We start from the raw sequence: 25,152 nt of genomic DNA on the forward strand, positions 1-25,152 counted from the left end.
AGGTTCCGGTTAACAGGCACGAAACAAAAGTTTGCTGCGCATAAAACTTTTGTTTCATGCCTATGAAAGGTTTTTCTCTCCTTCCTTATCCGATTATTCAAAGATTCATCGTATATTTGTCGTTAGGTTTAAAACCTTGTAAACGGTATATTAACAAGATTAATTCTATTAGTAAATGGGAAGAGTATTAGTTATTGGTGCAGGGGGCGTTAGTACCGTTGCTGTTAAGAAGATCGCGATGAACGCGGATGTCTTTACCGATATCATGGTTGCCAGCCGCACGAAAAGCAAGTGCGACCGGATCGCTGCTGATATCAAGAATGTAAAGGTACAAACAGCACAGGTCGATGCAGACAACGTGGAAGAACTCGTTGCCTTGTTCAATTCCTTCAAACCGGACTTAGTAGTAAACCTGGCTTTGCCCTATCAGGACCTCCACATCATGGATGCCTGCCTGGCATACGGTGTCAGCTATCTCGACACGGCCAATTACGAACCGCTGGACGAAGCTAAATACCAATACAGTTGGCAGTGGGCATACAAGAAACGTTTCGAGGATGCCGGCCTGACCGCTATCCTGGGTTGCGGGTTCGATCCGGGCGTAACGGGTGTATATACGGCTTATGCAGCCAAACATCATTTCGATGAAATACAATATCTGGATATCGTAGACTGTAACGCCGGAGACCATCATAAGGCATTTGCCACCAACTTCAACCCGGAAATCAATATCCGCGAAATTACCCAACGGGGTAAATATTTCGAAGACGGAGAATGGAAGGAAACAGACCCTCTGTCCGTACACAAACCGTTGAACTATCCGAATGTCGGCCCGAGGGAGTCTTACCTGATGTACCACGAAGAATTGGAAAGCCTGACCAAGAACTTCCCGACGATCAAACGTGCCCGTTTCTGGATGACTTTCGGACAGGAATATCTGACGCACTTGCGTGTGATCCAGAACATCGGTATGGCACGCATCGATCCGATCATGTATAACGGACAGGAAATCGTCCCGATCCAGTTCCTGAAAGCCGTTTTGCCCAATCCGGGAGATCTGGGAGAGAACTATACAGGCGAAACATCCATCGGTTGCCGTATCCGCGGTATCAAGGATGGCAAGGAAATGACCTACTACGTTTATAATAACTGTAGCCACCATGCTGCTTATCTGGAAACAGGAGCACAAGGCGTAAGCTACACGACCGGCGTTCCGGCCATGATCGGAGCCAAACTGTTCATGCAAGGGCTTTGGAAAAAACCGGGAGTCTGGAACGTGGAAGAGTTCGATCCAGATCCGTTCATGAAGGAACTGAACGAACAAGGTCTGCCTTGGCACGAACTGTTCAATATTGATCTGGAACTCTGAACAATTGACAATTGATAATTGTCAATTAATTAAATAGTGCGTAACATTTACAACATATTACGGCTTGGAACACAAATCAAAAGCAGAAGGCTCAAATTATTGGGCCTCTGGTTGTTTCATGTGTTAGGCAAACGATACATCGGCGTTTTTCTCGATCCGGTACTGGCCTGCAACTTCCGCTGTAAGATGTGTTATTTCAGCGATGAGGAGAAAAGGAAAAGCCTGCGAGGCACCTTGAGATATGAAGAGATAGAAGCCATTGCCGAAAGCCTGTTCCACCGTGCCTTGAAACTTCAGGTCGACTGCGGGGCGGAACCGACTTTACACAAGGATCTGGTCAAGATCATCGCACTGGGCAAACGACACAACGTCCCTTACGTTTCACTTACGACAAACGGGAACCTGCTGACAAAAGAGCTGTTAGCCGCTGCCGTAGAAAACGGGTTGGATGAGTTGACTCTCTCGGCACATGGTTTTACGCGCGAAACATACGAGTATCTGATGACGAACGGCAAATTCGATTTGTTCCGCAGGTTGCTCGCCAACGTCGCAGAAATAAAGAAACAGTATCCGCAGTTCAAGTTACGCATCAATTATACGATCAACAACGACAACCTCGAAGAACTAAGCCGGATATGGGATATTGTCGGAAACGAACTGGACATTCTGCAACTCCGTCCGATACAGAAGATAGGAGAGAGCGAATATCAGGATTTCGATCTGACTAATATCTATGCGAGGTATGATGCCGTACTGGTTCCACTGATAGAAGAATGCCACCGCAGGCATATCACCTGCCTGGCTCCCGACAAGCAGAACATCATCATACTGGAGGAAAACGAAGCGGACGACAACAGTATCGAAAAGATTACATACTGCTATGTTTCTCCTCAGGATTGCTGGCAAGATGATTTCGATTACCGAACGGAAACATTCGAGTCGTATGCCGCCGGCCATCACATGGGAAGAAAACTGTTTTGGAAAGTTTTCGGACGGAAAGCCAGCCGGAAAGCGGACGTTACGCGCAAGATGAACTATAACATCAAGTAAAATAAATATATGGCAATACAAATAGGAGATAAAGCTCCCGAAGTTCTGGGACTTGACCAGAACGGGAAAGAGATAAAGCTGAGCGATTTCAAAGGTAAGAAGTTGGCTCTCTATTTCTACCCGAAAGACAATACCAGCGGTTGTACGGCGGAAGCGTGCAGCCTGCGGGACGGCTACAAGGAATTGCAAACTGCCGGCTACGAAGTAGTGGGTGTCAGCAAAGACAGTGCCAAGTCTCATCAGGGATTTATCGCAAAACAAGAACTACCTTTCAGCCTCATCGCTGATACGGATACGACCCTGCAACAGCAGTTCGGGGTTTGGGCAGAAAAGAAACTGTACGGGCGTTCATACATGGGGACTCTCCGTACCACCTTTATTATAGATGAAGACGGTATCGTCACCAATATCATCGGCCCGAAAGAGGTGAAGACTAAAGACCATGCAAATCAAATCCTTAATCTATAAAAGGAAATGGCAAAAGAAGATTTATTCGAAGAAGGCAAGCAGCCTGCAACCGGAAAACCGGCTGTAAACGCAGACAAATTGAAAGCGCTCCGCGCAGCAATGGACAAGATCGAAAAGAGCTACGGAAAAGGTTCGATCATGAAGTTGGGCGATGAGAGTGTCGAAAATATCGAAGTGATCCCGACCGGCTCTATTGCCCTGAACGCAGCATTAGGCGTAGGTGGTTATCCCAAAGGCCGTGTGATCGAAATCTACGGACCGGAATCATCCGGTAAGACAACCCTTGCAATCCATGCGATTGCCGAAGCACAGAAAAGCGGCGGTATCGCTGCATTTATCGATGCGGAACATGCTTTCGACCGCTTTTATGCAGAAAAGTTGGGAGTAGATGTCGAAAACCTGTGGATTTCCCAACCGGATAACGGCGAGCAGGCATTGGAAATCGCCGAACAGCTGATCCGTTCATCCGCTGTGGATATTATCGTAATCGACTCGGTTGCCGCCCTGACTCCGAAAGCGGAAATCGAAGGCGACATGGGTGATAGCAAAATGGGGCTACAGGCACGATTGATGTCTCAGGCTCTTCGTAAATTGACCGCTGCAATCAATAAGACAAACACGACTTGCATATTCATCAACCAGTTGCGTGACAAGATCGGCGTGATGTTCGGCAATCCGGAAACGACTACCGGTGGTAATGCGCTGAAGTTTTATGCCTCTGTCCGCCTGGATATCCGCAGCATCGGCAAATTAAAAGACGGTGATGATATCAAAGGTAACCAGGTGCGCGTAAAAGTGGTTAAGAACAAGGTCGCTCCTCCTTTTCGGAAAGCAGAGTTCGACATCATGTTCGGTGAAGGCATCTCCAAAGCCGGTGAGATAATCGACTTGGGCGCTGAACTGAACATCATCAAGAAAAGCGGTTCGTGGTACAGCTACAACGACACAAAATTAGGGCAGGGACGTGATGCCGCCAAACAATGCGTTGCCGACAACCCTGAACTGGCAGACGAATTGTCCGGCTTGATCTTTGAAGCGTTAAAAGGATAACAGAACACGGAAGCCGTACAAAATAAAAATTTTCCTCTTGAGGAAATGTATTCCCTCTATTTCCTCAAGAGGATGCAGATTTGTTTTTTGTATGTATTTCCCTATTTTCTTTTAGTAAAAAAATAGTGACAAATAAAGAAAAATACCGTTTACTCTGCCAAACAGAAATAGATATCCCCATCTTCTCGCAGGCGTGGTGGCTTGATGCGGTATGTGGAGAAAAGAACTGGGATGTGTCATTAGTAGAGGCTAATGATAAAATTCTCGCATCGATGCCTTACTATCAGCCGCACCCCGGCATTATAACCATGCCTTCTTATACGCAAACGATGGGACCTTGGCAAACAAAAGAATCCGCCAATAGCAAATATACCACTCTACTAAGCAAGCGTCAGGCATTCTACAAACAACTCATAGCACAATTGCCTCGCTTCACTTTCTTTTTACAAAACTTTTCTTACCAAGTTACAGATTGGCTTCCATTCTATTGGGAAGGATTCCGGCAAACAACACGATACACCTACATCCTTCATCATATAAAAAATCATCAAATGATTTGGGAGAATATGAATTCCAACCTAAGAGGACATATCACACAAGCCTCTGCCAAAAATGGAATCATTGTCAAAACAGGTGTCCCCATCGATGATTTTCTGTCTATTCAGGAAAAGACATTTTTACGGCAAAATATTAAAAACAAAGAAAATCAATCTACACTAAGAACCCTCATTGAAGTCTCCAGGGAAAGAGGGCAGGGAGAAATATGGGGCGGATATGATCCCGAGGGGCGATTGCATGCTGCCATTTTTGTTGTTTGGGAAAATTTTTCCGCCTATAACTTAGCAGCCGGCGGAGACCCCGCTCTTCGGAAATCCGGAGCACACAGTTTGATTTTATGGGAGGCAATCCGTCATGTTTCACAATATACCGACACATTCGACTTCGAAGGTTCTATGATTCCGGGAGTCGAACGCTTTTTCCGCGAATTCGGAGCAATTCAAACCCCTTTCTTCACAATAACCAAAGGGAAATTAAGTTTATTAAATAGAGCCTGTTTAAAAATAGGAAGAATAATAAACAGATAGATTATTTATGATACTAAACAGTTATAATAATATACTGGTTTTGGCTCCTCATACGGACGACGGGGAATTGGGGCTGGGGGGAACCATAAGCAAACTTATCGAACTGGGAAAGAAAGTAACCTATGTCGCGTTTTCGACCGCCCAGCAATCCGTTCCCGAAGGTTTTCCAAAAGATATTTTGAAAACGGAAGTCAAGAAAGCGACTGCCAAATTGGGAATATTGCCTGAGAACCTCATCATCTACAATTATGAAGTCCGTAAACTCGGATATGTCCGGCAGGAGATATTGGAAGAACTGATCCGCCTAAAAAAAGCGAACAGTTTTGACCTTGTTTTCATTCCAAGCCTGCACGACATTCACCAGGACCATACGACTATCGCCCAGGAAGGCCTACGCGCTTTCAAAAATACAACTCTGCTGGGCTACGAGCTGATATGGAACAATCTGACATTTAACACGCAATGTTTTGTCGAGCTTAACAGGAAACACATTCAGGCCAAAGTTGAAGCATTAAAAGCATACGAATCACAAGGAGCACGCGATTATCTATCCGAAGAGTTCATCTTTTCACTGGCAAAAACACGTGGTGTACAAGCGGGTTGTCCTTATGCTGAAGCATTCGAAGTAGTCCGTTTGTTCCTGTAAAGCGAAAGACTATATGAAAGCCGTTATTTCTTATATAATCAAATTTCTGATAGGAGGAGAAAATGCAGGTGCGCTGAGCAGCCTTGTCGGTTACACGTCAGACCCGAACCAATTCTCCCGTTATCGCGTAGTCATCATCCCCTCTCCTTTTTTCCGGGATGAAGTTTACGGGACAACCGAGTCTATGCCAAAACTGCCACTGGAAGAAATAGAAGGCGTACCTCTGCTTTTCGGTTCTTCCAAAATAGAATGGCAGGGCGATACGTGGGTGGTACATGCCGACATCATCGCCAGTGCCTATTTCCTGCTGACGCGATATGAAGAAATACGGAAACGAAACATACGGGACATTCACGGCCGTTTTCCGGGAAAAGAATCCCTACCTTTCAAAGCCGGATTCATCCATCGCCCGATAGTTGACGAGTACGGTAGATTGTTACGTCGCTGGTTACGCCAGGCACGTGTACAGCCGGTCGTCGAACCGGCCCCACGCATACAGAAAATATGGTTGACACATGATGTGGATGCTCCTTTCTTTTGCCGGACTTTCCGTAATCTGATACGGGAAACGATTAAAGGCAAAGGACTGATACAAGCCTGGAAAATGTTCAACGGTCCGCTACAAGAAGATCCGTTCTACACATTCCCCTGGTTTTTGGAACAACAAAACGAGTTAAAGGCTGCTATCGGAAAAGAGCGTTGCGAATCTCTGTTCTTTATCAAATCGGGTGGATCATCCGTTTATGACAAGCCTCACTATAAACTGCATTCTAAGGATTTACAAGAACTTTTGCTCCTCTGCAAAATTGAGAAAGCACGGATTGGACTACACTCCAGCTACGATGCCGGTAAAACTCCGGCACTCATCTCAACGGAAAAAGAACAGTTGGAGAAGCAAACCGGAAAACCTGTCACTTACAATCGGCATCATTACCTGGCCTCACGTGAACCGGAGGATATGGACTGGTTGGAAAAAGCGGGAATAACAGACGATTTCACGATGGGATATCCGGATGTTGCCGGTTTTCGCCTCGGCACTTCCCGTCCGGTACATTGGATTAACCCGGAGAACAGACGCATCTCTTCACTTGTACTCCATCCGTTGACAATTATGGAATGCAGTCTGAACGAACCTGTTTATATGAATCTCGACTATGAGGATGCGCTTGCCTACTCGAGACAACTGATCCAACAGGTGGTACGTGCCAACGGCGAACTGGTGCTGCTTTGGCACAACGACTCCATCACCACCCGGATCAAGCCAAATGTATCTGTCGACTGGCAGCGAAAACTATTCGCTGCCATCATTAAAGAATTGGTAAAATCATGAAGATACTGATATTATGCGATATGTTTCCCCCTGCATTCGGACCGCGAATGGGCTATTTATGCAAATATATGAAGCGGGCCGGATGGGAACCAGTCGTTGTCACCGAGCGAATAGATGACAACACGTTTTCTTTTCTAAAGGGTGAAACATCTGTCACATATGTAAATTTCTTTCGTTCCAAAAGAAAAATCCTGCATAAGTTAGAATGGATATGCGTATTCATACTCGACTTCTTCTTCCATTATAAAGACAAGAAGATGGCAAAAGTAGCCTCCCGTTTGCTGGAAAAAGGGACATATGCCGGTATCCTGTGCAGTTCATACCGGGCTTTTCCTCTGCCGGCTGCCCGATATGTGGCAGAGAAACACCATCTGCCGTTAGTAATCGACCTGCGGGATATAATCGAACAATATGCCTCCAATGAATATATCGCTCATAACTTTCATACCTTTTCCTGGTTAGACAAAAAAATCACGGCTGCATTCCGCCATAAACTGCTACGAGACAGAAACAACGCTTTGAGGAAGGCAGATATGGTCACGACCATTTCCCCTTGGCACGTGGAAAAACTCAAAGCCTACAACCCCAATACGGAATTGGTTTACAACGGTTACGATCCGGAACTCTTCTATCCCGAACAGCACCGGACCGCCCAATTTGTCATCACCTATACCGGACGTTTGATCAGTTTGGCAACACGTGACCCCCGGTTGCTTTTCGAGGCCGTCAGCCGGTTGGACCGTGAAAAACTCATTGATCCGGACAAGTTTCGGATCCAATGGTATGTCGATTCCGAATCAAAAGCGATCATCATGCAGGCTGCAACCGCTTACCCGGTCGCCCGGTATATGGATTTTTTCAATTATATACCCGCTTCCGAGATTCCAGGTGTATTAAACCGCAGTTCCATCCTGCTGCAACTCGCCAATACCTTTGCGTCCGATGGTCCCAAAGGGTTTATGACTACCAAGCTTTTCGAGTCGATGGCAGTTGAAAAACCTTTACTCTGCGTAAAAAGCGATGAAAGCTACCTTGAAGCCGCCATCCGGAAAACCCGTTCCGGACTGGCAGCCCGGACAGCTGAAGAGGCCTATCGTTTTATCCTGTACCATTATCGGTTTTGGCAGGATAATGGATACACATACATAGATACGAACAAAAAAGAAGTAGAATATTTCTCCCGAAAAAAACAAACTGAACAATTTATGCGTATCTTTACCCGACTAAACAGTAAATGACAGAAATGGAAAGTCACCTGAACATTATAGCTTTCAATATACCTTGGCCAGCCAACTATGGAGGAATCATCGACGTATATTATAAAATGAAGGCTCTGCGCCAGTGCGGTGTGAAGATTATCTTACACTGTTTTGAATACGAACGTGCGCATTCGGCCGAACTGGAAGCTATCAGTGAAAAGGTATATTACTACAAACGGCATACGGGATTGCGTACCAATATAACCCTGTTGCCTTATAATGTATACAGCCGCAAACATCCTGAACTGATCGCCAATCTGCTGAAGAACGATTATCCGATCTTGTTCGAAGGACTCCATTGCTGTTATTACATAAACGATCCGCGACTGAAAAACAGGAAAAAGATTTACAGGGAAGCTAATATCGAACATGACTATTATTTCCACTTGGCACAGGCGGAGAGCCATCTAATCCGAAAAAGTTTCTTCCGGATAGAGGCTTGGCGATTCAAACTTTATCAGAAAGTACTGAAACATGCAGATTTGATTATTGCCGTATCGACAACCGATGCCGATTACCTTCGACACCGGTTTCCCGACAAACCGGTCGAGTTCATGCCATGTTTCCATACCAACGATCAAATTACGGTTAAGCCGGGTTCTTCCGATTTTATCCTTTATCATGGCAAACTATCCGTGATTGAAAATACACAAGCAGCGCTCTATCTCATCCGAAACGTGTTCTGCAAGCTGAATTGCCATTGTATCATTGCAGGTATGGACCCGCCAGCTTCTTTGTTGAACGCGGCAGCTCCTTATCCGAATATCCGTATCGAAGCTAATCCTTCAGAAGAGCTGATGAATAAGTTGATACACGATGCACAAATACATGTCTTGATCACTTTCCAAGCGACCGGATTAAAACTGAAACTGCTAAACAGCCTCTTTGCCGGACGCCATACTGTGGTCAACCGGCTGATGATAACAGGTAGCGGCCTGGAACAGCTCTGCCATATTGCCGATACTCCAGATGAAATGATCCACATTTGTCGGGAGTTGATGCATACTGATATGGTCCCGGAGTTGATCGAACAGCGCCGCAACTTCCTCTATCCAACTTATTCCAATCAATATCAAGGAAAACTTCTATACAATTTTATTTATGAAAACAAATAATATAATAAAAATTCTAACGGATTTCGAGCAGAAAATAATAGAGATCGATTTTGATAAACTACCGATCAGTGATTATAACAAAAAGTATATAGCTAACATAAAATCAGCTCATTGCTACTACATAAACATATACGCTTATGTTCAATCCGTAATGAGATCGATCACGCTATTGAATAAGGATATCATTATGGTAGACTATGGTGGCGGATGCGGTTTTTTCAGTATTCTGGCAAAAATGCTCGGAGTCCACAAAGTCATTTATATAGATCGGAATCCCGACTCCGTAAAGACAGTAAAAGAGGTGAGTAAAGTTTTCGGAATCGGACCGGACGTAATCATTTGCGGAGACTCGCCCGACCTGGTCGCATGGTGTCAAGAGAATCAAGTAAAACCGCACGCTGTCGTCGGACTTGATGTGATCGAACATATTTACAATCTCCGACATTTCTTCGCCGACATCTCCTCGCTCAACCAAAATCTGAGTTTAGTCTTCATGACCGGCTCCAACCCGAAGAATTTCTGGAAATGCAGAAAACTCAGAAAAGAAATGGATGCTTATGAAAAAGGAAATGCCGCCACTCCAAACTATTATACCAAAAGATTGGAATTCATTAAACGGACCTATCCGGATATGGAGAAAAGCAAGGCTCATGAATATGCAGCTATCACTCGCGGGATGAACTATGAGGATATCCAGTATTTCATCCAATCGAACAACTACGATGGAACAGGCGCTGCTACGTTAACCGGATATCAGGACAAGCACAACACCTGTGACCCGGAAACCGGCAATTATATGGAACGTATTCTCCCTCTAAAAGAATATCGTTATCTCTTGTCTGGGGAAGAAGACGGATTGTGCTTTATACAAGTGGGGTTCTACAACCTCTTTGGGAAAAACAAACTGAAGAACTTATGTGCCATGATCGCCAATAAATTGATCAGGAGTATCGGGGCTTGGGGAATACGTATTTCCCCTTTCATCATCATAACTTCCATACGCTACAGACTGGAAAAGTAGTTGCACATACTCCTTTTCCCAATCGGCAGGTTTCAAGATTGTCTCATTCCAAAGGAGCAGGTCTATATCGATCGGGATCTTCCCCTTTCGTTTGCTGTCCGACATGCGTCCCAATCTTTTTTCCATCTCCTTCAAAACCCGTTTCACCTCTTCCAGTGAAGCATCCGTACCGGCAATAGCCACCTGATTCAAGAATAGGCTTGAATCAGGCAAACCAATCGGCTCCGTATAAGCCGCTTCAGAGAACCGGATCGAGCTGAAATAAGCACGTAACAGACCAACCGCAGATCTCAGATTCGCTTCGCAATCGGTATTAGACCCCAAACATAATATAGCATTGTTCCACATAGTCGTATTTTAAAGCCTTTACGACAACAAAACTAACAAAAAATACCTACAATATGGTATTGACCATATTACCATTTCATACTACCTTTGCGCAAGATTAAAAAAAGATGAGATTATCAGAACTTCGTACAGGCGAAAAAGGAGTTATAGTAAAGGTAATGGGGCGCGGAGCCTTTCGCAAGCGCATTATCGAAATGGGATTTATCAGAGGAAAAGAGGTCGATGTCATCCAGAACGCACCGCTTAAGGATCCTATACACTATCGCGTAATGGGGTATGACGTTTCGTTGAGAAGAAACGATGCACAAATGATAGAAGTCGTCAGTGCGGCTGAATTCACGAAAAACTGTAGCGGGTTACCGGAAAACCGCCCGGTAGATTCTTATATCCAAACATCCAGCAAGAGTTTGCAGGCTATGGCCATGCACAAAGGCAAAACCATCAATGTCGCATTGGTCGGAAATCCCAATTGCGGTAAAACATCTTTATTTAATTTCGCCTCCGGTGCACATGAGCATGTCGGCAACTATAGCGGCGTGACCGTCGATGCCAAAGCCGGGACATTCCATCAGAACGGTTACACCTTCAAGATTGTAGACCTTCCAGGAACCTATTCCCTGTCGGCTTATACCCCTGAAGAACTCTACGTTCGCAAGCATCTGAGTGAGGAACAACCGGACGTCGTAATCAATGTTGTCGATGCTTCCAACCTGGAACGAAACCTATACCTGACCTGCCAATTGATCGACATGGACGAACGTATGGTCATCGCCCTCAACATGTATGACGAACTGGAACGGCATGGAAATAAGTTCGACCATAACTCTCTCTCAAAGATGATCGGTACGCCAATTGTCCCGACCATCAGTAAGACCGGTTTCGGTATTGAAGAACTTTTCAACCGCGTCATAAAGGTCTACGAAGAAGAAGATCCTGTGCTCCGCCATATTCACATCAACTATGGTGAGGTATTGGAAAAGGCCATTTATTCGGTAAGGCAGACTTTGAAACAGAACGGGAATGTCTCCAAAAGCCTTTCCAAACGTTACCTTGCCATCAAATTACTTGAGGGTGATCCGGAAGTGGAAACATTTGTCAAGTCATTGTCTGGTTCCGAAGCAGTCATCCAGGAACGCGACCGCAATGTTGCTCAAATCGAAACCCTTCTGAAAGAAGATTGCGAAACAGCTTTCACCAACGCCCGCTACGGTTTTATTTCCGGAGCATTGCGTGAGACCTACGAGCAAAACAAAATAGAAGAAGCGACAAGCACACAGATCATCGATCTCTTCGTTACCCATAAAGTACTGGGCTTCCCGATTTTCATTCTCTTTATGTGGATCATGTTCGAAGCTACTTTCCGCCTGGGAGAATACCCGATGGAATGGATCGAATCGTTCGTGGGTTGGATCGGAGAGTTCATACGTGGAAATATGAGTGAAGGTCCGTTGAAAGATCTGTTGGTGGACGGTATTATCGGAGGGGTGGGAGGCGTTATCGTATTCCTTCCCAACATCTTGATACTGTACGCCTTTATATCCTTCATGGAAGATTCCGGCTATATGGCACGTGCCGCTTTCATCATGGATAAGATCATGCATAAAATGGGGCTGCACGGCAAATCGTTTATCCCGCTTGTGATGGGCTTCGGTTGCAACGTACCGGCTATCATGGCTTCTCGTACGATCGAAAGCCGTAACAGCCGGATGATCACCATGCTGGTAAACCCGTTGATGAGTTGCAGCGCCCGTCTTCCGGTATATGTCTTGCTGACAGGTGCTTTCTTTCCGCAGACAGCTGGAACGGTCATGATGATCCTCTATGCTTCGGGTATCCTGCTTGCCGTCCTGATGGCACGCCTATTCAAACGTTTCCTATTCAATGACGAAGATATACCTTTCGTGATGGAGCTCCCCCCCTATCGCATGCCGACAGGAAAGTCTATCATGATTCATATGTGGGAAAAGGCCAAACAATACCTGCACAAGATGGGAGGCGTCATCCTGATCGCTTCTATCATCATCTGGTTCTTGGGATATTTTCCCCGCCACTCGAAAAACAGCGATATTTTTGACAAACAGATAGCCGAAGTGGAGCAGTCCGATACAAATCCGGAAGATAAAGTGGAAACAATCGCCGAACTGGAACGCCTGAAATCGATGGACCATCAACAGGAATCCTATATCGGCCGCATCGGCCAGGCCATACAACCGGTACTCCATCCGTTGGGATTCGACTGGAAGATGAGTGTCAGCCTGTTGACAGGCATGGCAGCCAAAGAAGTAGTCGTCAGCACATTGAGCGTCTTATACACAGGAGAGTCGGATGACAGCCAGGTCCTGACCGAACGCTTGAAACAGGATAAGAATGCCGATGGAGAACCTGTCTTCACCCCATTGATCGCTCTGAGTTTCATGCTCTTCGTTCTGATCTATTTTCCTTGTATCGCTACGATATCGGCTATTGTCAATGAATCCGGTTCGTGGAAATGGGGGATATTCGTAATCTTTTATACTTGTGTACTTGCGTGGATTGTCTCATGCGTGGTCTACCAGACAGGACACCTTTTTATGAATTTATTTAGTTAACAACAGAATACAAAATATTTTAATCATGTGGCAGGAAATAGCAGTTGTCATCATCGGTCTTGTCGTCATTTTCCACATCGGGAAAAAAATTTACAGATTCCTAACACACTCCACCGGAACGAGTAAATCTTGTTGCCATGGATGTTCGGGATGTACACTAAAGGACAACAACCGGAGCAAAGATAAAAAGATGCATAAGAAAGTCTACCTACTGGCTATATTGGGGATTCTTTCTATCGTTTCCTGCAAAGACAACAAGAAACAATATTACGAAGAAAGCGGAACTGTGTTTCATACCCTATACACGATCAAATATGAAGCCTCCCAGATTTTAACGGATAAAATAGATGCCGAATTGCAAAAGTTCAACCTGTCCCTGAATCCTTTCAACCCTAATTCGATCATCGCGAAAGTAAATAACAATGAACCGGTAGAGGTAGACGAATGGTTTACAGAGGTATTCAATAAATCAATGGAAGTCTCCCGCAATTCAGATGGTGTTTTCGATATTACCTGCGCCCCTTTGGTCAATCTTTGGGGATTCGGGTTCAATAAAAAAGACAGTGTGACACCTGCCATGATCGACAGCCTCAAAGCTTTTGTCGGTTACCGGAAAGTGCATCTGGAAGGCAAAAAGGTCGTAAAAGACGATCCCCGCCTGTTACTTAACTGCTCCGCCATAGCCAAAGGATATTCCTGTGACGTGATCGCTCGCCTCCTTGAAAAGGAAGGAGTGGAAAACTATATGATTTTGATAGGCGGCGAAGTAGTGGTAAAGGGAGTCAATCAGAATGGCGTATGCTGGCGAACCGGCATCAACCTTCCGGAAGAAGATCCGGAAGGTATCAAATATAATTATGACGAAATCGTCCAGCTTTGTAAAAAAGGTGCGATTGCCACCTCCGGCAATTACCGTAATTTTTATATCAAAGACGGTAAAAAATATGCTCACACGATCGATCCCCGTACCGGTTATCCTGCCGAACAAAGTGTATTGAGCGCCACAATCGTTGCTGACGATTGCATGACGGCCGATGCCTATGCCACTGCATTTATGGCGATGGGATTGGAAAAAGCCAGGCAAATGGCTGATTCCTTACCAGAGATTGAATATTATGTGATATATGCCGATGAGAATGGGAAGCACCAAATTGAATATTCAAAAGGAATGCTCCAATACCTGCCTAAACGGAAACCAATGTAAGCTCGGCCCCTTCTTGATTGGTATAAATTGCACAAGAAAGGTCCTGATCCTAAAACTTTTTCAACTCCTGGTAAAGCAACCTGACCGGCAATCCCATCACATTATAAAAACTACCATTGATAGCTTCGACTGCCACATAACCGATCCACTCCTGTATGCCATAGCTGCCGGCTTTATCAAACGGGCGGTACTTATCGACATAGTAGATGATCTCGTCGTCGTCCAGATCGGCAAAACAAACAGCAGATGAAGCGAAAAAAGAAACAGTTTTCTCCTTTGTCGTAATGCAAACGCCGGTAATCACCTCATGTACACGTCCGGACAGTTTCCGAAGCATCGTGATAGCATCTTCGCGGTCTTTTGGTTTTCCTAAAATTTCACCGAAAGTCCACACGATCGTATCGGCTGTGATCAACAATTCGTCTGCCGACATGGAAGGAATGTAGGCTTCCGCCTTTTTCCTGGCGATATAGACCGGTACCTCGTCCGGCCGCAATGTTTTGGGAAAAGATTCGTCTATCCCCGGGATTGTCTGTACTTCAAAGTCAATATCCAGTCCAGCCAGCAATTCGCGCCGTCGGGGAGAATTGGAGCCTAATACAATTTTATATTGACTTAAGTTAGAGAGTATGCTTTTCATTATCCTATTTTTTTCAGTTTAGTGCTACCAGCCGAAAGCCTCGTCACCCATCCAAAGACCTTGAGCTTTCATGGTTTGTTCGATTACATCACGGGCAACGCCGGTTCCTCCGTTCTTGTGGGAGATATATTTGGCGATACGCTTGATTTCAGGAGCTGCATCTGCGGGTGCCACAGGCAGGCCGACCATTGTCATCACTTCATAATCGGGGATATCGTCCCCAGCATACATAACCTCTTCAGGTTGCAGACCTGTCTTTTCCAGAAAATCCTTGTAATCGTGGACTTTCACAGCACTCTTCATATAAATATGGGTAATGCCGAGACGCGAAAAACGAATCTGTACCGCTTCCGTGTATCCCCCGGTAATAATGGCTACATGATAGCCTTTCTTGACGGCGAGCTGCAAAGCATAGCCATCCTTTATATTAACGGTACGCATAGGGTCACCGTTCGGATGCAAGGGAATTACATCACAGGACAACACACCGTCCACATCAAAAACAAAAGCCTTTATCTTACTCAGATCATAATTGATACTACTCATGTTGTGCCTCCTTATGTATGCTTTGGCTGATCAACCGGTAGATCGTCCGCATATCGGGATCGTCCAGCATAGCCAAATGTTTATTGATCACATTCTCATCGTACCGGATAGCCGGGCCGGTCTGTGCCTCCCTCGGCGACATCGTGTGTATCTTGGCTGCCGTTTCGTCGATAAGCGGCAGTAGGACATCGGCCGGTATACCCTGTCCCTGCAATAATTTAACAGCCAACGCATAAATATGGTTGGTAAAATTGCAGGCAAAGACAGCCGCCAGATGCAAACTTTTACGTTTGTCGGACGACAGGAAACGGACATTTTCCGAAAGCTTCTCCGCCAATTGTTGCAATTTGCCGGAATTTTCAGACGTATTGGCTTCAAGGAAAAAAGGAATCACACTGAAATCCACCTCACGTGTTTTGCTAAACGTCTGCATCGGATACAGGACTCCATAGTTGGCCACATGGCCGCTGAAAATATCCATCGGCATACTGCCTGCCGTATGTACCCACAAGCCATTGTTCGGCCTGACACGGGCAATCACATCCGCCAAAACCGTATCTTTTAAGGAAAAGACATACAGGTCGGCATCCGTATCGACAGCTTCGGGATCGTTTGTCCAAGGACAGCCCAACAAGGTGGCCAGCTGCTGCGCATTTTCCGGCGTATGGCTATACACCTGCCCGATCTGCATTCCTTTGCGGTGCATTTCGAGCGACAAACGCGTTGCCAGGTTGCCGGAGCCTAAAAAGATGATTTTCATGCTTCCTCCTGTTGGTTTTCAGTTGGCATGCGGAAAGTTCCGAGATGTATCTTTTCCCATTGCAGGTGCGATTCGTCAAACGGCTTACGTTCCTGGTCCTTATATCCGATACCGATGATGGACAGGACTTCCAATTGGTAAGGTACGCCAAGCAATCCTCGCACATACTGCGCGGCATCCGTATCGTCTTCCGTCTGCCGGTTGCGGATCTGGCACCAGCAACTGCCCAATCCCAAATCTTCAGCTTGCAATTGCATATAGATAGAAGCAATCGAAGCATCTTCTACCCAAACATCGCTTTCCAGCACATTCGCCAACACAACGACGGCCAACGCGCAATCTTTCAGAAACGCAGCTCCTGCCGGTTTACACACCGACAACTTGGCCAACATCTCCTTATCTTCCACGACAACAAACTGCCAAGGATTTTTTCGTTTGGAAGCCGGTGCCATCAAGGCGGCTTTCAATATCATTTCCACCTGCTCCGGATTCAGTAACTGCTCCGTGAACTTACGGGTACTTCTTCTGTTCTTTATTAATGTTGCGAAACTTTCCATTTACATTTTACTTTATTGATTGCGAAAGAGAAAACAAAGATAGTGAGATTTTCGGTATGACAAAAACCGACTTTATTCCCAGCCTCCTCCCAACGCTTTGTAAAGGTAGACTGTCGACAGCAGTTCGTCAAGCATCGCCTTGTTCAGGCTGAGTTGAGCGTCAAGCAAACCACGCTGGGCGTCAAGAACGTCCATATAGTTAGTGACACCGTTGATATACTGCAATTGTGCCAATTGGAGGTAAGTATCGGCAGCATTGAGCAATTTTTCGTATGACAGGCGGACCTCCTTTGCCTTGCGGATCGTGACGATTGCATCACCCACTTCTTTAAAAGCGCCGAGCACGCTTTTCTGGTAATTATAGACTTCCTGTTCATAGCGGGCACGAGCCGCTTTCAGTTTCGCTTTGTTCTTACCCATAGCAAACAACGGTTGTAACAAATCACCAACAAGGAACCATGCGGGACTCTTGATAAAATTCGTCAGTTCTTCGTTTTCAAAGCCTAAATTACCAGTCAAACTGATCCTTGGAAAAAGATCGGTTTGAGCCACTCCTACCCTGGCATTCGCTTCGCGCAGTTTCTGCTCGGCTTGTCGTATGTCAGGACGCCTTTCAAGCAAGGAAGAAGGCAGGCCGACCGGCAATGTTTCCGGTAAATGTTGTTCACGTAAGGACAATCCGCGCGGGACATTCCCCGAATACTGTCCAAGCAGGAAAGAAAGGTCATTCTCCTTTATCTTGATCTTCCGTTCAAGCGAAGGAAGCAGAGTTTCCGTACGTGCCAGTTCCACCTGTGCCTGGCTGTAGGATGTCTCGGAAGTCAGGCCACCTTCGAAGCGCAGCTTGGCCAGGCGGACACCTTCGCGACGGGCAGCCAACGTATGGCGCACGATATCCAGTTCCTGATCGAGTGCGCAAAGTTCATAATAAGCGGCAGCTACTTCCGCCACCAATGTCATCTGCAAGGCACGGCGTGCTTCTACCGACTGCAGATAGGCGGCAATTCCCGCTTCATTTGCCCAGCGAAGGTTCCCCCACAGGTCCAATTCCCACGAGAGAGTCAGTTTGGCTCCGTATTCGGGATCGTGTTTCGGGTTATCACCTCCATAATTCAGGCGCTCTTTCTGTCCGTAAATCCGGGCCCCTATTTCCGGAAACTGATCAGCGAAAGATATCCGTTTCGAAGCGATCATCTCCTTAATCTTCGCCGCGGCGATTTTCATGTCTTTATTATTATCGAGAGCGATGGTGATCAAGCGCTGCAAAGTCGTATCGGCATACAGGCTCTGCCAGGAGACACTGTCTATCGAAGCGGTATCCGCCCCTGTCACAATCTCTTCCGGAAGGTTCAGTTCCGGGCGAGCGTACTTCTTGCCGATCTTGCAGGAAGAAAGCATCAGCATAAAGGAGAGGGCTATGAATATATAGATATTTCGTTTCATTGTAATTATTTGCTTATTGTTCGACGAAGAATACGTTCCATTCTGACTTTACCTTTTATCTTGTAAATCAAGACGAAGAAGAAAGGAACCAAAACGATCCCGACAGTGATAGCGACCAGCATCCCGAAGAACACACCGGTGCCGATACTGTGGCGGGAGGCAGAACCCGGTCCGCTTGCCAATACCATCGGAAGCATGCCCAGGACAAAAGCCAATGAGGTCATCAGGATCGGACGGAAACGCATCCGGGAAGCATGAAGGGCAGCTTTGACAACCTCGACTCCGGAATCGACCTGTACTTTGGCGAACTCGACGATCAGAATCGCATTCTTTGCGGCCAAACCGATCAACGTCACCAGACCGATTTGAAAATAAATGTCGTTGTGCAGGCCCGTCGCCCATATTCCGAGGTAAGCCCCCAATGCAGCAACCGGCAATGAAAGCAGTACAGCAATCGGCACAATCCAACTTTCATATTGGGCGGCCAAGAAAAGGAATACGAAAAGGAATACCAGTGCCAGCACGAATCCGGTCTGTCCGCCGGCCTTTTTCTCCTGGTAGGAAAGTCCGCTCCATTCCAATCCGATGTTCTCCGGCAGATGCTCACGGGCAATCCGCTGCATGGCTGCCATTGCTTCGCCAGAGCTATATCCGGGAGCGGCAACAGCACTGATAGCGGCTGTCGTGAACATATTAAAACGTTTGATCGTTCCCGGTCCGGTCGTATAGCTGGCCGTCCCCAGAGCTGTCAACGGGACCATCGAACCGTTCTGTGCACGGACGAAAAACAGGCCAAGATTATCACGCGTTGCACGATATGGGGCCTCTGCCTGGATATACACCTTATATATACGGTTGAACATGTTGAAATCGTTCACGTAGACGGAACCTAAATAAGCCTTCATGGTCGAAAAGATATCTGTCAACGGGATACCAAGGAACTTCGCGCGGTCGCGGTCTACATTGAAATAGAGCTGCGGTATCTCCGACTGCAAGGCTGATGACACACCAGTCAGCTCCGGCGTTTGCGATGCATAGAGCATAAACGTATCGGCTGCCGCCACCAAGTTTTCCCAACTGGCATCACCACGGGCCTCCAGTTGCATTTCCAAACCTCCGCTCTCTCCTAACCCCGGAATCACAGGAGGACGGTTCAGGTAGGCCAATATTTCTGGATAATATAAAAACTCCTTACGGCATTGTTCCATTACGTCCTCCACTCCCATATTGGAAGATTTGCGTTCTTCCCAAGGTTTCAGAATAACGGTCAAGGTGGAACGGCTCTGCGAAGTTCCGACACGTGTGCTGCTACCGGTCACATTCTGCACATATGCGACAGCTGGCAGGTTCTCGATGAAAGCGATGGCACGGTCTGTGACTTTACGTGTCCGTTCCAAAGTCGCTCCTTCGGGCATCACCAGTTCGACAGTAAAGAACCCTTGGTCTTCTTCGGGTATAAAACTGGTCGGGATCATCCGGTTCAGCACGAAGATAAATATGATCACCATTCCGAAACCAGCCAAGATACGCTTCGGGTTCCGAATCGCTTTTTCCAGCAAATGGCCGTATTTATTATTTCCTTTGGCCAGCCAGATATTGATTTTACGGAAGACAATATTCTTTTTCTTCCTGTTCGGGCGCAGGATTATCGCACACATGGCAGGGCTCAATGTCAATGCCACGACCGTAGACAATAGTACGGAGACTACAATCGTAATGGAGAACTGACGATACAAAGCTCCGGTAATTCCGCTCAAAAAGCTGACAGGGACAAACACGGCCGCCAACACCATAGAAGTAGCAATCAAGGCCCCCGACAACTCGCGCATAGCTTTATGAGTAGCCTCGCGTGCCGTCAGGTGCTCTTCATGCATCAAACGTTCCACATTTTCCACCACGACGATCGCATCATCCACTACAATACCGATTGCCAGAATCAAGCCTAACAGTGTCAACATATTGAGTGAAAAGCCCATGATCAGCATAAAACCGAATGTCCCGATCAGAGAGATAGGAACGGCAATTGTCGGGATCAAGGCTGCACGCCAGTTCTGCAAGGACAGAAATACCACCAATACGACCAAAAACAAGGCCTCAAACAGGGTTTTATATACCTCATGGATAGACTGTGATATATATTCGGTTGCATCAAAGGGGAACTTATATTCCACCCCTTCAGGAAAGTTCCGACTAATCTCTTTCATCGCTTCCTTTACATTCGTAGCCACCTCCAGCGCATTGGCTCCCGGCAGCATATAGATAGCGAGTATTGCTGCATTTTTTCCGTTCAGCCCACTTTCCGTTGAATAAGAAGAGGCTTCGAGCGAAACTCTTGCCACATCACGAATACGGACAATAGAACCATCCGGGTTGGCACGGACTACAATATCTTCGAACTCCTTTACCGTAGACAAACGTCCTCTGGCAGTAACAGGCAGGGTGATATCGACATCCAATACAGGTTGTTTTCCCAACTCGCCAGCTGCCGATTCACTGTTTTGCTCTTTCAAGGCATTCTGCAAGTCCTTTACTGTCAACCCCATGTTTGCCAGACGATCCGGATAAACCCATATCTGCATTCCATAATAACGGCTACCGATATTCGAAACACGACCTACACCGGGAATACGACGTAGCACATCCAATACGTTTATAGTCGCAAAGTTACTCAAATAGATTTCGTCGAAACGGGGATCGTCCGAAAGCAGACTCAATGTCATCAACTGGCTGGCTGATTGTTTTTCTACCGTGATGCCGTTCTGCACAACGTCTGCCGGCAAGCGGGACTCCGCCAGTTTCACACGGTTCTGGATTTCTACGGCCGAAAGGTCCGGATTCGCATTCACATCGAACGTGACAGTGATATTCAGACCTCCCGAATTGGAGCTACTACTTTGCATATAGATCATACCCGGCGTACCGTTCAACTCCTGTTCTATAGGAGTCGCAACAGCTTGCGATACCGTCATGGCACTTGCGCCCGGATACGAGGCACTAATCTTCACAACCGGCGGAGTGATCTGTGGATACTGGTCCACCGGCAACATCACCAACCCTATAATCCCGACAATAACAATCACCAAAGAAAGTACTGTCGAGAAAACGGGCCGATCTATAAAGAATCCCGGTTTCATTCTCCTTCCTCCTTTGCCTTTAATGCTTCAATTGCTTTATCGTCACCCGCCTGCACCGGCTGTACCAGCATACCGGGGACCAACTTATGATAGCCTTCTATTACAACTTGTTCATTTTCTCCCAATCCACGTTCTATGACAATATTGTTCCCGATTTCCGGTCCGGTCTGTACAAAACGCTTTTCTGCCACATTGTCCCGGCGGACTACATAAATGAAAGCGCCTCCTTTCTCTATGGAAATAGCTTTACGGGGAACAACAATTGCACGTTCACGGACATCCAACAAGAGTTTCACTTTTGTGAACTGCCCCGGAAGAAGTTTCTGGTTCGGGTTGGGAAGTTCAGCGCGCACACCGAATGTACCAGTCTGCGGATCGACAATCGGATCGGCAAAATCCACTATCCCTTTAACAGGATATTCGGAATCGTCGGCTAAGGTAACCGTCACGGTCGGTTGCCAGGAACGGGACGTGTCTTGCTCTCCGAACTTAATATTACGACGTTCGGCACGCAGATAGTCCAATGCTGTCATCTTGAAGTCCACCAAAACAGTATCGCTCTTTACGACAGCCGCCAATTTGGAGTTTACACCGGGACCGACCAAGGCACCGACATCCACAAAACGCTCACTAATATATCCGGCCAACGGAGAGGTTACAGTCGTATAGCTCAATTCAAGTTGCGCCTGGTCCAGATCGGCCTTGCTCATGGCGATATCCGCTTCTGCATCGCCTAACGATGCTAATGCATTGTCCAAGTCCAATTGGCTGGCAGCATGCTGTTCGTACAGAGGCTGCAAACGTTCTACATCACGTTTGGCTTTTGCAGCTTGTGCTTCGTCCTTTTTCAGCTGTGCTTTGGCTTTCTCTACCTTTGCCCTATAAAGAGCTGAATTTATAATGAAAAGAGGTTCGTTCTGCTTTACTTCCTTTCCTTCCACAAACAACATCTTTTCCAGATAACCTTCAACGCGGGCATGTATCTCAACGAACCGGGCTGCCCGGATACGTCCGACATATTCACCAAAAATCTGTACATCCTCCTTCGCCGGTTTATCTACAATCACGAGAGGCCTCAAAGGTTCATCCTTATGTCGACATCCAGTTGCTAACACTATCAAGGCTAAAAACACGGCCTTTTTAACCAATCTTTCTCCTTCCATTTTCCAAGATTTATAATTGACATTTAAACTTGCTATATATCTATATCTAAATTAAGAAATGAAATAATCGTACCATTGTTTTTAACTGATACATTAAAAAAGATTATATCGCTTATTTTTAATACAATACACTTAGTATGAAATAGCTCGTTTTTCTAAAAGACAATCCATATATGTAGAATTATTCCACATTCTTTCTAAAAAATCCCCAATTATGATACCCAAGTGTTTGATTATGCATGCATGCTGGGGGGAATACGAAAAAAGCCAATCCAAAACTGAATCGGCTTTCATCATCGAGTGTTGTTTTTGCCTGCACTCTCATTCTAAAACGGCGGCTATCTACTCTCCCACTTTTACGCAGTACCATCGACGTGGTTGGGCTTAACTTCTCTGTTCGAAAAAACAAATCAACAACGAAGAGTTTGATCCTGGCTCAGGATGAACGCTAGCGACAGGCTTAACACATGCAAGTCGAGGGGCAGCATGGTTTGTAGCAATACAAACTGATGGCGACCGGCGCACGGGTGAGTAACGCGTATGCAACTTACCTATCAGAGGGGGATAGCCCGGCGAAAGTCGGATTAATACCCCATAAAACAGGGGTCCCGCATGGGAATATTTGTTAAAGATTTATTGCTGATAGATAGGCATGCGTTCCATTAGGCAGTTGGCGGGGTAACGGCCCACCAAACCGACGATGGATAGGGGTTCTGAGAGGAAGGTCCCCCACATTGGTACTGAGACACGGACCAAACTCCTACGGGAGGCAGCAGTGAGGAATATTGGTCAATGGCCGAGAGGCTGAACCAGCCAAGTCGCGTGAAGGAAGAAGGATCTATGGTTTGTAAACTTCTTTTATAGGGGAATAAAGTGAGGGACGTGTCCCTTTTTGTATGTACCCTATGAATAAGCATCGGCTAACTCCGTGCCAGCAGCCGCGGTAATACGGAGGATGCGAGCGTTATCCGGATTTATTGGGTTTAAAGGGTGCGTAGGTTGTTTTTTAAGTCAGCGGTGAAAGTTTGTGGCTTAACCATAAAATTGCCGTTGAAACTGGGGAACTTGAGTGTGTTTGAGGTAGGCGGAATGCGTGGTGTAGCGGTGAAATGCATAGATATCACGCAGAACTCCAATTGCGAAGGCAGCTTACTAAACCATAACTGACACTGAAGCACGAAAGCGTGGGGATCAAACAGGATTAGATACCCTGGTAGTCCACGCAGTAAACGATGATTACTAGGAGTTTGCGATAGACAGTAAGCTCTACAGCGAAAGCGTTAAGTAATCCACCTGGGGAGTACGCCGGCAACGGTGAAACTCAAAGGAATTGACGGGGGCCCGCACAAGCGGAGGAACATGTGGTTTAATTCGATGATACGCGAGGAACCTTACCCGGGTTTGAACGTAGTTTGACGGAAGTGGAAACACTTTTTCTAGCAATAGCAAATTACGAGGTGCTGCATGGTTGTCGTCAGCTCGTGCCGTGAGGTGTCGGCTTAAGTGCCATAACGAGCGCAACCCTTATCACTAGTTACTAACAGGTATAGCTGAGGACTCTGGTGAGACTGCCAGCGTAAGCTGTGAGGAAGGTGGGGATGACGTCAAATCAGCACGGCCCTTACATCCGGGGCGACACACGTGTTACAATGGCATGGACAAAGGGCAGCTACCTGGCGACAGGATGCTAATCTCCAAACCATGTCTCAGTTCGGATCGGAGTCTGCAACTCGACTCCGTGAAGCTGGATTCGCTAGTAATCGCGCATCAGCCATGGCGCGGTGAATACGTTCCCGGGCCTTGTACACACCGCCCGTCAAGCCATGGGAGCCGGGGGTACCTGAAGTCCGTAACCGTAAGGATCGGCCTAGGGTAAAACTGGTGACTGGGGCTAAGTCGTAACAAGGTAGCCGTACCGGAAGGTGCGGCTGGAACACCTCCTTTCTGGAGCCTGAATCTTGTAAGAGAAGTAGGAGAAGGTATGTTGCTCTCTGGTACTACGGTTGAATATGTATAAAAATATGATCTTTATAGCTGGAAGGGCCAGTGAAAGAGAAAAAAGAGGCTGAGATAAGAAAATCTCAGGCAACATGAAAGTTGACAGTCCTATAGCTCAGTTGGTTAGAGCGCTACACTGATAATGTAGAGGTCGGCAGTTCAACTCTGCCTGGGACTACCATAAAAAAAGACGGGGGATTAGCTCAGCTGGCTAGAGCATCTGCTTTGCACGCAGAGGGTCAACGGTTCGAATCCGTTATTCTCCACAAAAAGCCTCCCAAAAAGAGGCAGAAAAAGATCTTTGACGTATTGGACAACTTCAAAAAAGTTAAGTAACGAAAAATAAGAGCAAGCTGAAGATATATCAATCCGACGCGA

20 protein-coding genes, 2 tRNA genes and 1 rRNA gene are annotated in these 25,152 nt (G+C 46.4%); 15 read left to right on the plus strand and 8 right to left on the minus strand.

Annotated features, from left to right (window positions below; all coding sequences use genetic code 11):
• Positions 1-175: 175 nt before the first annotated feature.
• The 10 genes from BQ9893_RS05075 (at position 176) to BQ9893_RS05120 (ending at position 10,393) form a co-directional block, all read left to right on the plus strand.
• Positions 176-1,369 carry a saccharopine dehydrogenase family protein gene (locus BQ9893_RS05075; protein ID WP_075965017.1) on the plus strand — a complete coding sequence of 398 codons (1,194 nt, stop codon included), beginning with the start codon at positions 176-178 and terminating at the stop codon, positions 1,367-1,369.
• A gap of 120 nt (positions 1,370-1,489) precedes the next feature.
• Complete coding sequence (locus tag BQ9893_RS05080; protein WP_244155084.1) at positions 1,490-2,419, plus strand: radical SAM protein; 930 nt, start codon at positions 1,490-1,492, stop codon at positions 2,417-2,419.
• Positions 2,420-2,428: 9 nt separating this feature from the next.
• Positions 2,429-2,887 carry a thioredoxin-dependent thiol peroxidase gene (gene bcp / locus BQ9893_RS05085; RefSeq protein WP_075965019.1) on the plus strand — a complete coding sequence of 153 codons (459 nt, stop codon included), beginning with the start codon at positions 2,429-2,431 and terminating at the stop codon, positions 2,885-2,887.
• A 6-nt stretch (positions 2,888-2,893) separates the two neighbouring features.
• The gene (gene recA / locus BQ9893_RS05090; RefSeq protein ID WP_075965020.1) at positions 2,894-3,937 is read left to right on the plus strand and encodes a recombinase RecA; all 1,044 of its coding nucleotides are present in this window, start codon (positions 2,894-2,896) and stop codon (positions 3,935-3,937) included.
• Positions 3,938-4,062: 125 nt separating this feature from the next.
• Positions 4,063-5,022: a GNAT family N-acetyltransferase gene (locus BQ9893_RS05095; protein ID WP_075965021.1), complete on the plus strand. Its 960-nt coding sequence runs from the start codon at positions 4,063-4,065 to the stop codon at positions 5,020-5,022.
• 7 nt (positions 5,023-5,029) lie between these two features.
• Positions 5,030-5,668, plus strand: a complete 639-nt coding sequence (locus BQ9893_RS05100; RefSeq protein ID WP_075965022.1) for a PIG-L deacetylase family protein — start codon at positions 5,030-5,032, stop codon at positions 5,666-5,668.
• Positions 5,669-5,681: 13 nt separating this feature from the next.
• On the plus strand, positions 5,682-6,998 hold the full coding sequence (locus tag BQ9893_RS05105) for a UDP-2,3-diacetamido-2,3-dideoxy-alpha-D-glucuronate deacetylase VimE (protein WP_075965023.1): 1,317 nt from the start codon (positions 5,682-5,684) through the stop codon (positions 6,996-6,998).
• On the plus strand, positions 6,995-8,236 hold the full coding sequence (locus tag BQ9893_RS05110) for a glycosyltransferase family protein (RefSeq protein ID WP_075965024.1): 1,242 nt from the start codon (positions 6,995-6,997) through the stop codon (positions 8,234-8,236). The genes BQ9893_RS05105 and BQ9893_RS05110 overlap by 4 nt, the downstream gene beginning before the upstream one ends.
• Positions 8,237-8,241: 5 nt before the next feature.
• Positions 8,242-9,372 carry a glycosyltransferase gene (locus BQ9893_RS05115; RefSeq protein WP_075965423.1) on the plus strand — a complete coding sequence of 377 codons (1,131 nt, stop codon included), beginning with the start codon at positions 8,242-8,244 and terminating at the stop codon, positions 9,370-9,372.
• Positions 9,359-10,393: a class I SAM-dependent methyltransferase gene (locus BQ9893_RS05120; protein WP_075965025.1), complete on the plus strand. Its 1,035-nt coding sequence runs from the start codon at positions 9,359-9,361 to the stop codon at positions 10,391-10,393. Before BQ9893_RS05115 ends, BQ9893_RS05120 begins: the two co-directional genes overlap by 14 nt.
• Here BQ9893_RS05120 and BQ9893_RS05125 read toward each other — a convergent pair.
• Positions 10,286-10,741: a 2-amino-4-hydroxy-6-hydroxymethyldihydropteridine diphosphokinase gene (locus tag BQ9893_RS05125; RefSeq protein WP_081415370.1), complete on the minus strand. Its 456-nt coding sequence runs from the start codon at positions 10,739-10,741 to the stop codon at positions 10,286-10,288. The two genes, BQ9893_RS05120 and BQ9893_RS05125, sit on opposite strands and share 108 nt — an antisense overlap.
• 107 nt (positions 10,742-10,848) lie before the next feature.
• Between BQ9893_RS05125 and feoB the strand changes: the two genes are divergently transcribed.
• Positions 10,849-13,329 (plus strand): ferrous iron transport protein B, encoded by a 2,481-nt coding sequence (feoB, locus tag BQ9893_RS05130; protein WP_075965026.1) that lies wholly within the window; start codon positions 10,849-10,851, stop codon positions 13,327-13,329.
• A gap of 190 nt (positions 13,330-13,519) precedes the next feature.
• Positions 13,520-14,533, plus strand: coding sequence for an FAD:protein FMN transferase (locus tag BQ9893_RS05135; RefSeq protein WP_075965424.1), 1,014 nt, complete (start codon positions 13,520-13,522; stop codon positions 14,531-14,533).
• Between the two features lie 49 nt (positions 14,534-14,582).
• Here the strand turns inward: BQ9893_RS05135 and BQ9893_RS05140 are convergent, their stop codons facing one another.
• The 7 genes from BQ9893_RS05140 to BQ9893_RS05170 all read right to left on the minus strand — a co-directional run bounded on the left by BQ9893_RS05140 (position 14,583) and on the right by BQ9893_RS05170 (position 22,776).
• Complete coding sequence (locus tag BQ9893_RS05140; protein WP_081415371.1) at positions 14,583-15,173, minus strand: Maf-like protein; 591 nt, start codon at positions 15,171-15,173, stop codon at positions 14,583-14,585.
• Positions 15,174-15,197: 24 nt separating this feature from the next.
• The gene (locus tag BQ9893_RS05145; protein ID WP_075965027.1) at positions 15,198-15,719 is read right to left on the minus strand and encodes a KdsC family phosphatase; all 522 of its coding nucleotides are present in this window, start codon (positions 15,717-15,719) and stop codon (positions 15,198-15,200) included.
• On the minus strand, positions 15,712-16,479 hold the full coding sequence (locus BQ9893_RS05150; RefSeq protein ID WP_075965028.1) for a Rossmann-like and DUF2520 domain-containing protein: 768 nt from the start codon (positions 16,477-16,479) through the stop codon (positions 15,712-15,714). Before BQ9893_RS05150 ends, BQ9893_RS05145 begins: the two co-directional genes overlap by 8 nt.
• Complete coding sequence (locus BQ9893_RS05155) at positions 16,476-17,036, minus strand: nitroreductase family protein (protein WP_075965029.1); 561 nt, start codon at positions 17,034-17,036, stop codon at positions 16,476-16,478. The genes BQ9893_RS05150 and BQ9893_RS05155 overlap by 4 nt, the downstream gene beginning before the upstream one ends.
• 72 nt (positions 17,037-17,108) lie before the next feature.
• Positions 17,109-18,479: an efflux transporter outer membrane subunit gene (locus BQ9893_RS05160; RefSeq protein WP_075965030.1), complete on the minus strand. Its 1,371-nt coding sequence runs from the start codon at positions 18,477-18,479 to the stop codon at positions 17,109-17,111.
• Positions 18,480-18,484: 5 nt separating this feature from the next.
• The gene (locus BQ9893_RS05165) at positions 18,485-21,613 is read right to left on the minus strand and encodes an efflux RND transporter permease subunit (RefSeq protein WP_075965031.1); all 3,129 of its coding nucleotides are present in this window, start codon (positions 21,611-21,613) and stop codon (positions 18,485-18,487) included.
• Entirely contained in the window at positions 21,610-22,776 is a 1,167-nt protein-coding gene (locus BQ9893_RS05170) for an efflux RND transporter periplasmic adaptor subunit (RefSeq protein WP_075965032.1), read from the minus strand. Before BQ9893_RS05170 ends, BQ9893_RS05165 begins: the two co-directional genes overlap by 4 nt.
• Before the next feature lie 413 nt (positions 22,777-23,189).
• Between BQ9893_RS05170 and BQ9893_RS05175 the strand changes: the two genes are divergently transcribed.
• The 3 genes from BQ9893_RS05175 to BQ9893_RS05185 all read left to right on the plus strand — a co-directional run bounded on the left by BQ9893_RS05175 (position 23,190) and on the right by BQ9893_RS05185 (position 25,040).
• Positions 23,190-24,720 (plus strand): 16S ribosomal RNA (locus BQ9893_RS05175).
• Positions 24,721-24,878: 158 nt separating this feature from the next.
• Positions 24,879-24,955: transfer RNA gene (locus BQ9893_RS05180), tRNA-Ile, on the plus strand.
• Between the two features lie 11 nt (positions 24,956-24,966).
• Positions 24,967-25,040 (plus strand) — tRNA-Ala (locus BQ9893_RS05185).
• Positions 25,041-25,152: the final 112 nt, after the last annotated feature.

The organism is Parabacteroides massiliensis (genome assembly GCF_900155425.1).
Taxonomy (GTDB): domain Bacteria; phylum Bacteroidota; class Bacteroidia; order Bacteroidales; family Tannerellaceae; genus Parabacteroides; species Parabacteroides massiliensis.

Bases quoted from the DNA above. Each gene is read 5' to 3' on its own strand.
- BQ9893_RS05075 (WP_075965017.1), top strand. From the start codon at position 176: ATGGGAAGAGTATTAGTTATTGGTGCAGGGGGCGTTAGTACCGTTGCT.
- bcp (WP_075965019.1), top strand. From the start codon at position 2,429: ATGGCAATACAAATAGGAGATAAAGCTCCCGAAGTTCTGGGACTTGAC.
- recA (WP_075965020.1), top strand. From the start codon at position 2,894: ATGGCAAAAGAAGATTTATTCGAAGAAGGCAAGCAGCCTGCAACCGGA.
- BQ9893_RS05100 (WP_075965022.1), top strand. From the start codon at position 5,030: ATGATACTAAACAGTTATAATAATATACTGGTTTTGGCTCCTCATACG.
- BQ9893_RS05105 (WP_075965023.1), top strand. From the start codon at position 5,682: ATGAAAGCCGTTATTTCTTATATAATCAAATTTCTGATAGGAGGAGAA.
- BQ9893_RS05110 (WP_075965024.1), top strand. From the start codon at position 6,995: ATGAAGATACTGATATTATGCGATATGTTTCCCCCTGCATTCGGACCG.
- BQ9893_RS05115 (WP_075965423.1), top strand. From the start codon at position 8,242: ATGGAAAGTCACCTGAACATTATAGCTTTCAATATACCTTGGCCAGCC.
- BQ9893_RS05120 (WP_075965025.1), top strand. From the start codon at position 9,359: ATGAAAACAAATAATATAATAAAAATTCTAACGGATTTCGAGCAGAAA.
- BQ9893_RS05125 (WP_081415370.1), bottom strand. From the start codon at position 10,741: ATGTGGAACAATGCTATATTATGTTTGGGGTCTAATACCGATTGCGAA.
- feoB (WP_075965026.1), top strand. From the start codon at position 10,849: ATGAGATTATCAGAACTTCGTACAGGCGAAAAAGGAGTTATAGTAAAG.
- BQ9893_RS05135 (WP_075965424.1), top strand. From the start codon at position 13,520: ATGCATAAGAAAGTCTACCTACTGGCTATATTGGGGATTCTTTCTATC.
- BQ9893_RS05140 (WP_081415371.1), bottom strand. From the start codon at position 15,173: ATGAAAAGCATACTCTCTAACTTAAGTCAATATAAAATTGTATTAGGC.
- BQ9893_RS05145 (WP_075965027.1), bottom strand. From the start codon at position 15,719: ATGAGTAGTATCAATTATGATCTGAGTAAGATAAAGGCTTTTGTTTTT.
- BQ9893_RS05150 (WP_075965028.1), bottom strand. From the start codon at position 16,479: ATGAAAATCATCTTTTTAGGCTCCGGCAACCTGGCAACGCGTTTGTCG.
- BQ9893_RS05155 (WP_075965029.1), bottom strand. From the start codon at position 17,036: ATGGAAAGTTTCGCAACATTAATAAAGAACAGAAGAAGTACCCGTAAG.
- BQ9893_RS05160 (WP_075965030.1), bottom strand. From the start codon at position 18,479: ATGAAACGAAATATCTATATATTCATAGCCCTCTCCTTTATGCTGATG.
- BQ9893_RS05165 (WP_075965031.1), bottom strand. From the start codon at position 21,613: ATGAAACCGGGATTCTTTATAGATCGGCCCGTTTTCTCGACAGTACTT.
- BQ9893_RS05170 (WP_075965032.1), bottom strand. From the start codon at position 22,776: ATGGAAGGAGAAAGATTGGTTAAAAAGGCCGTGTTTTTAGCCTTGATA.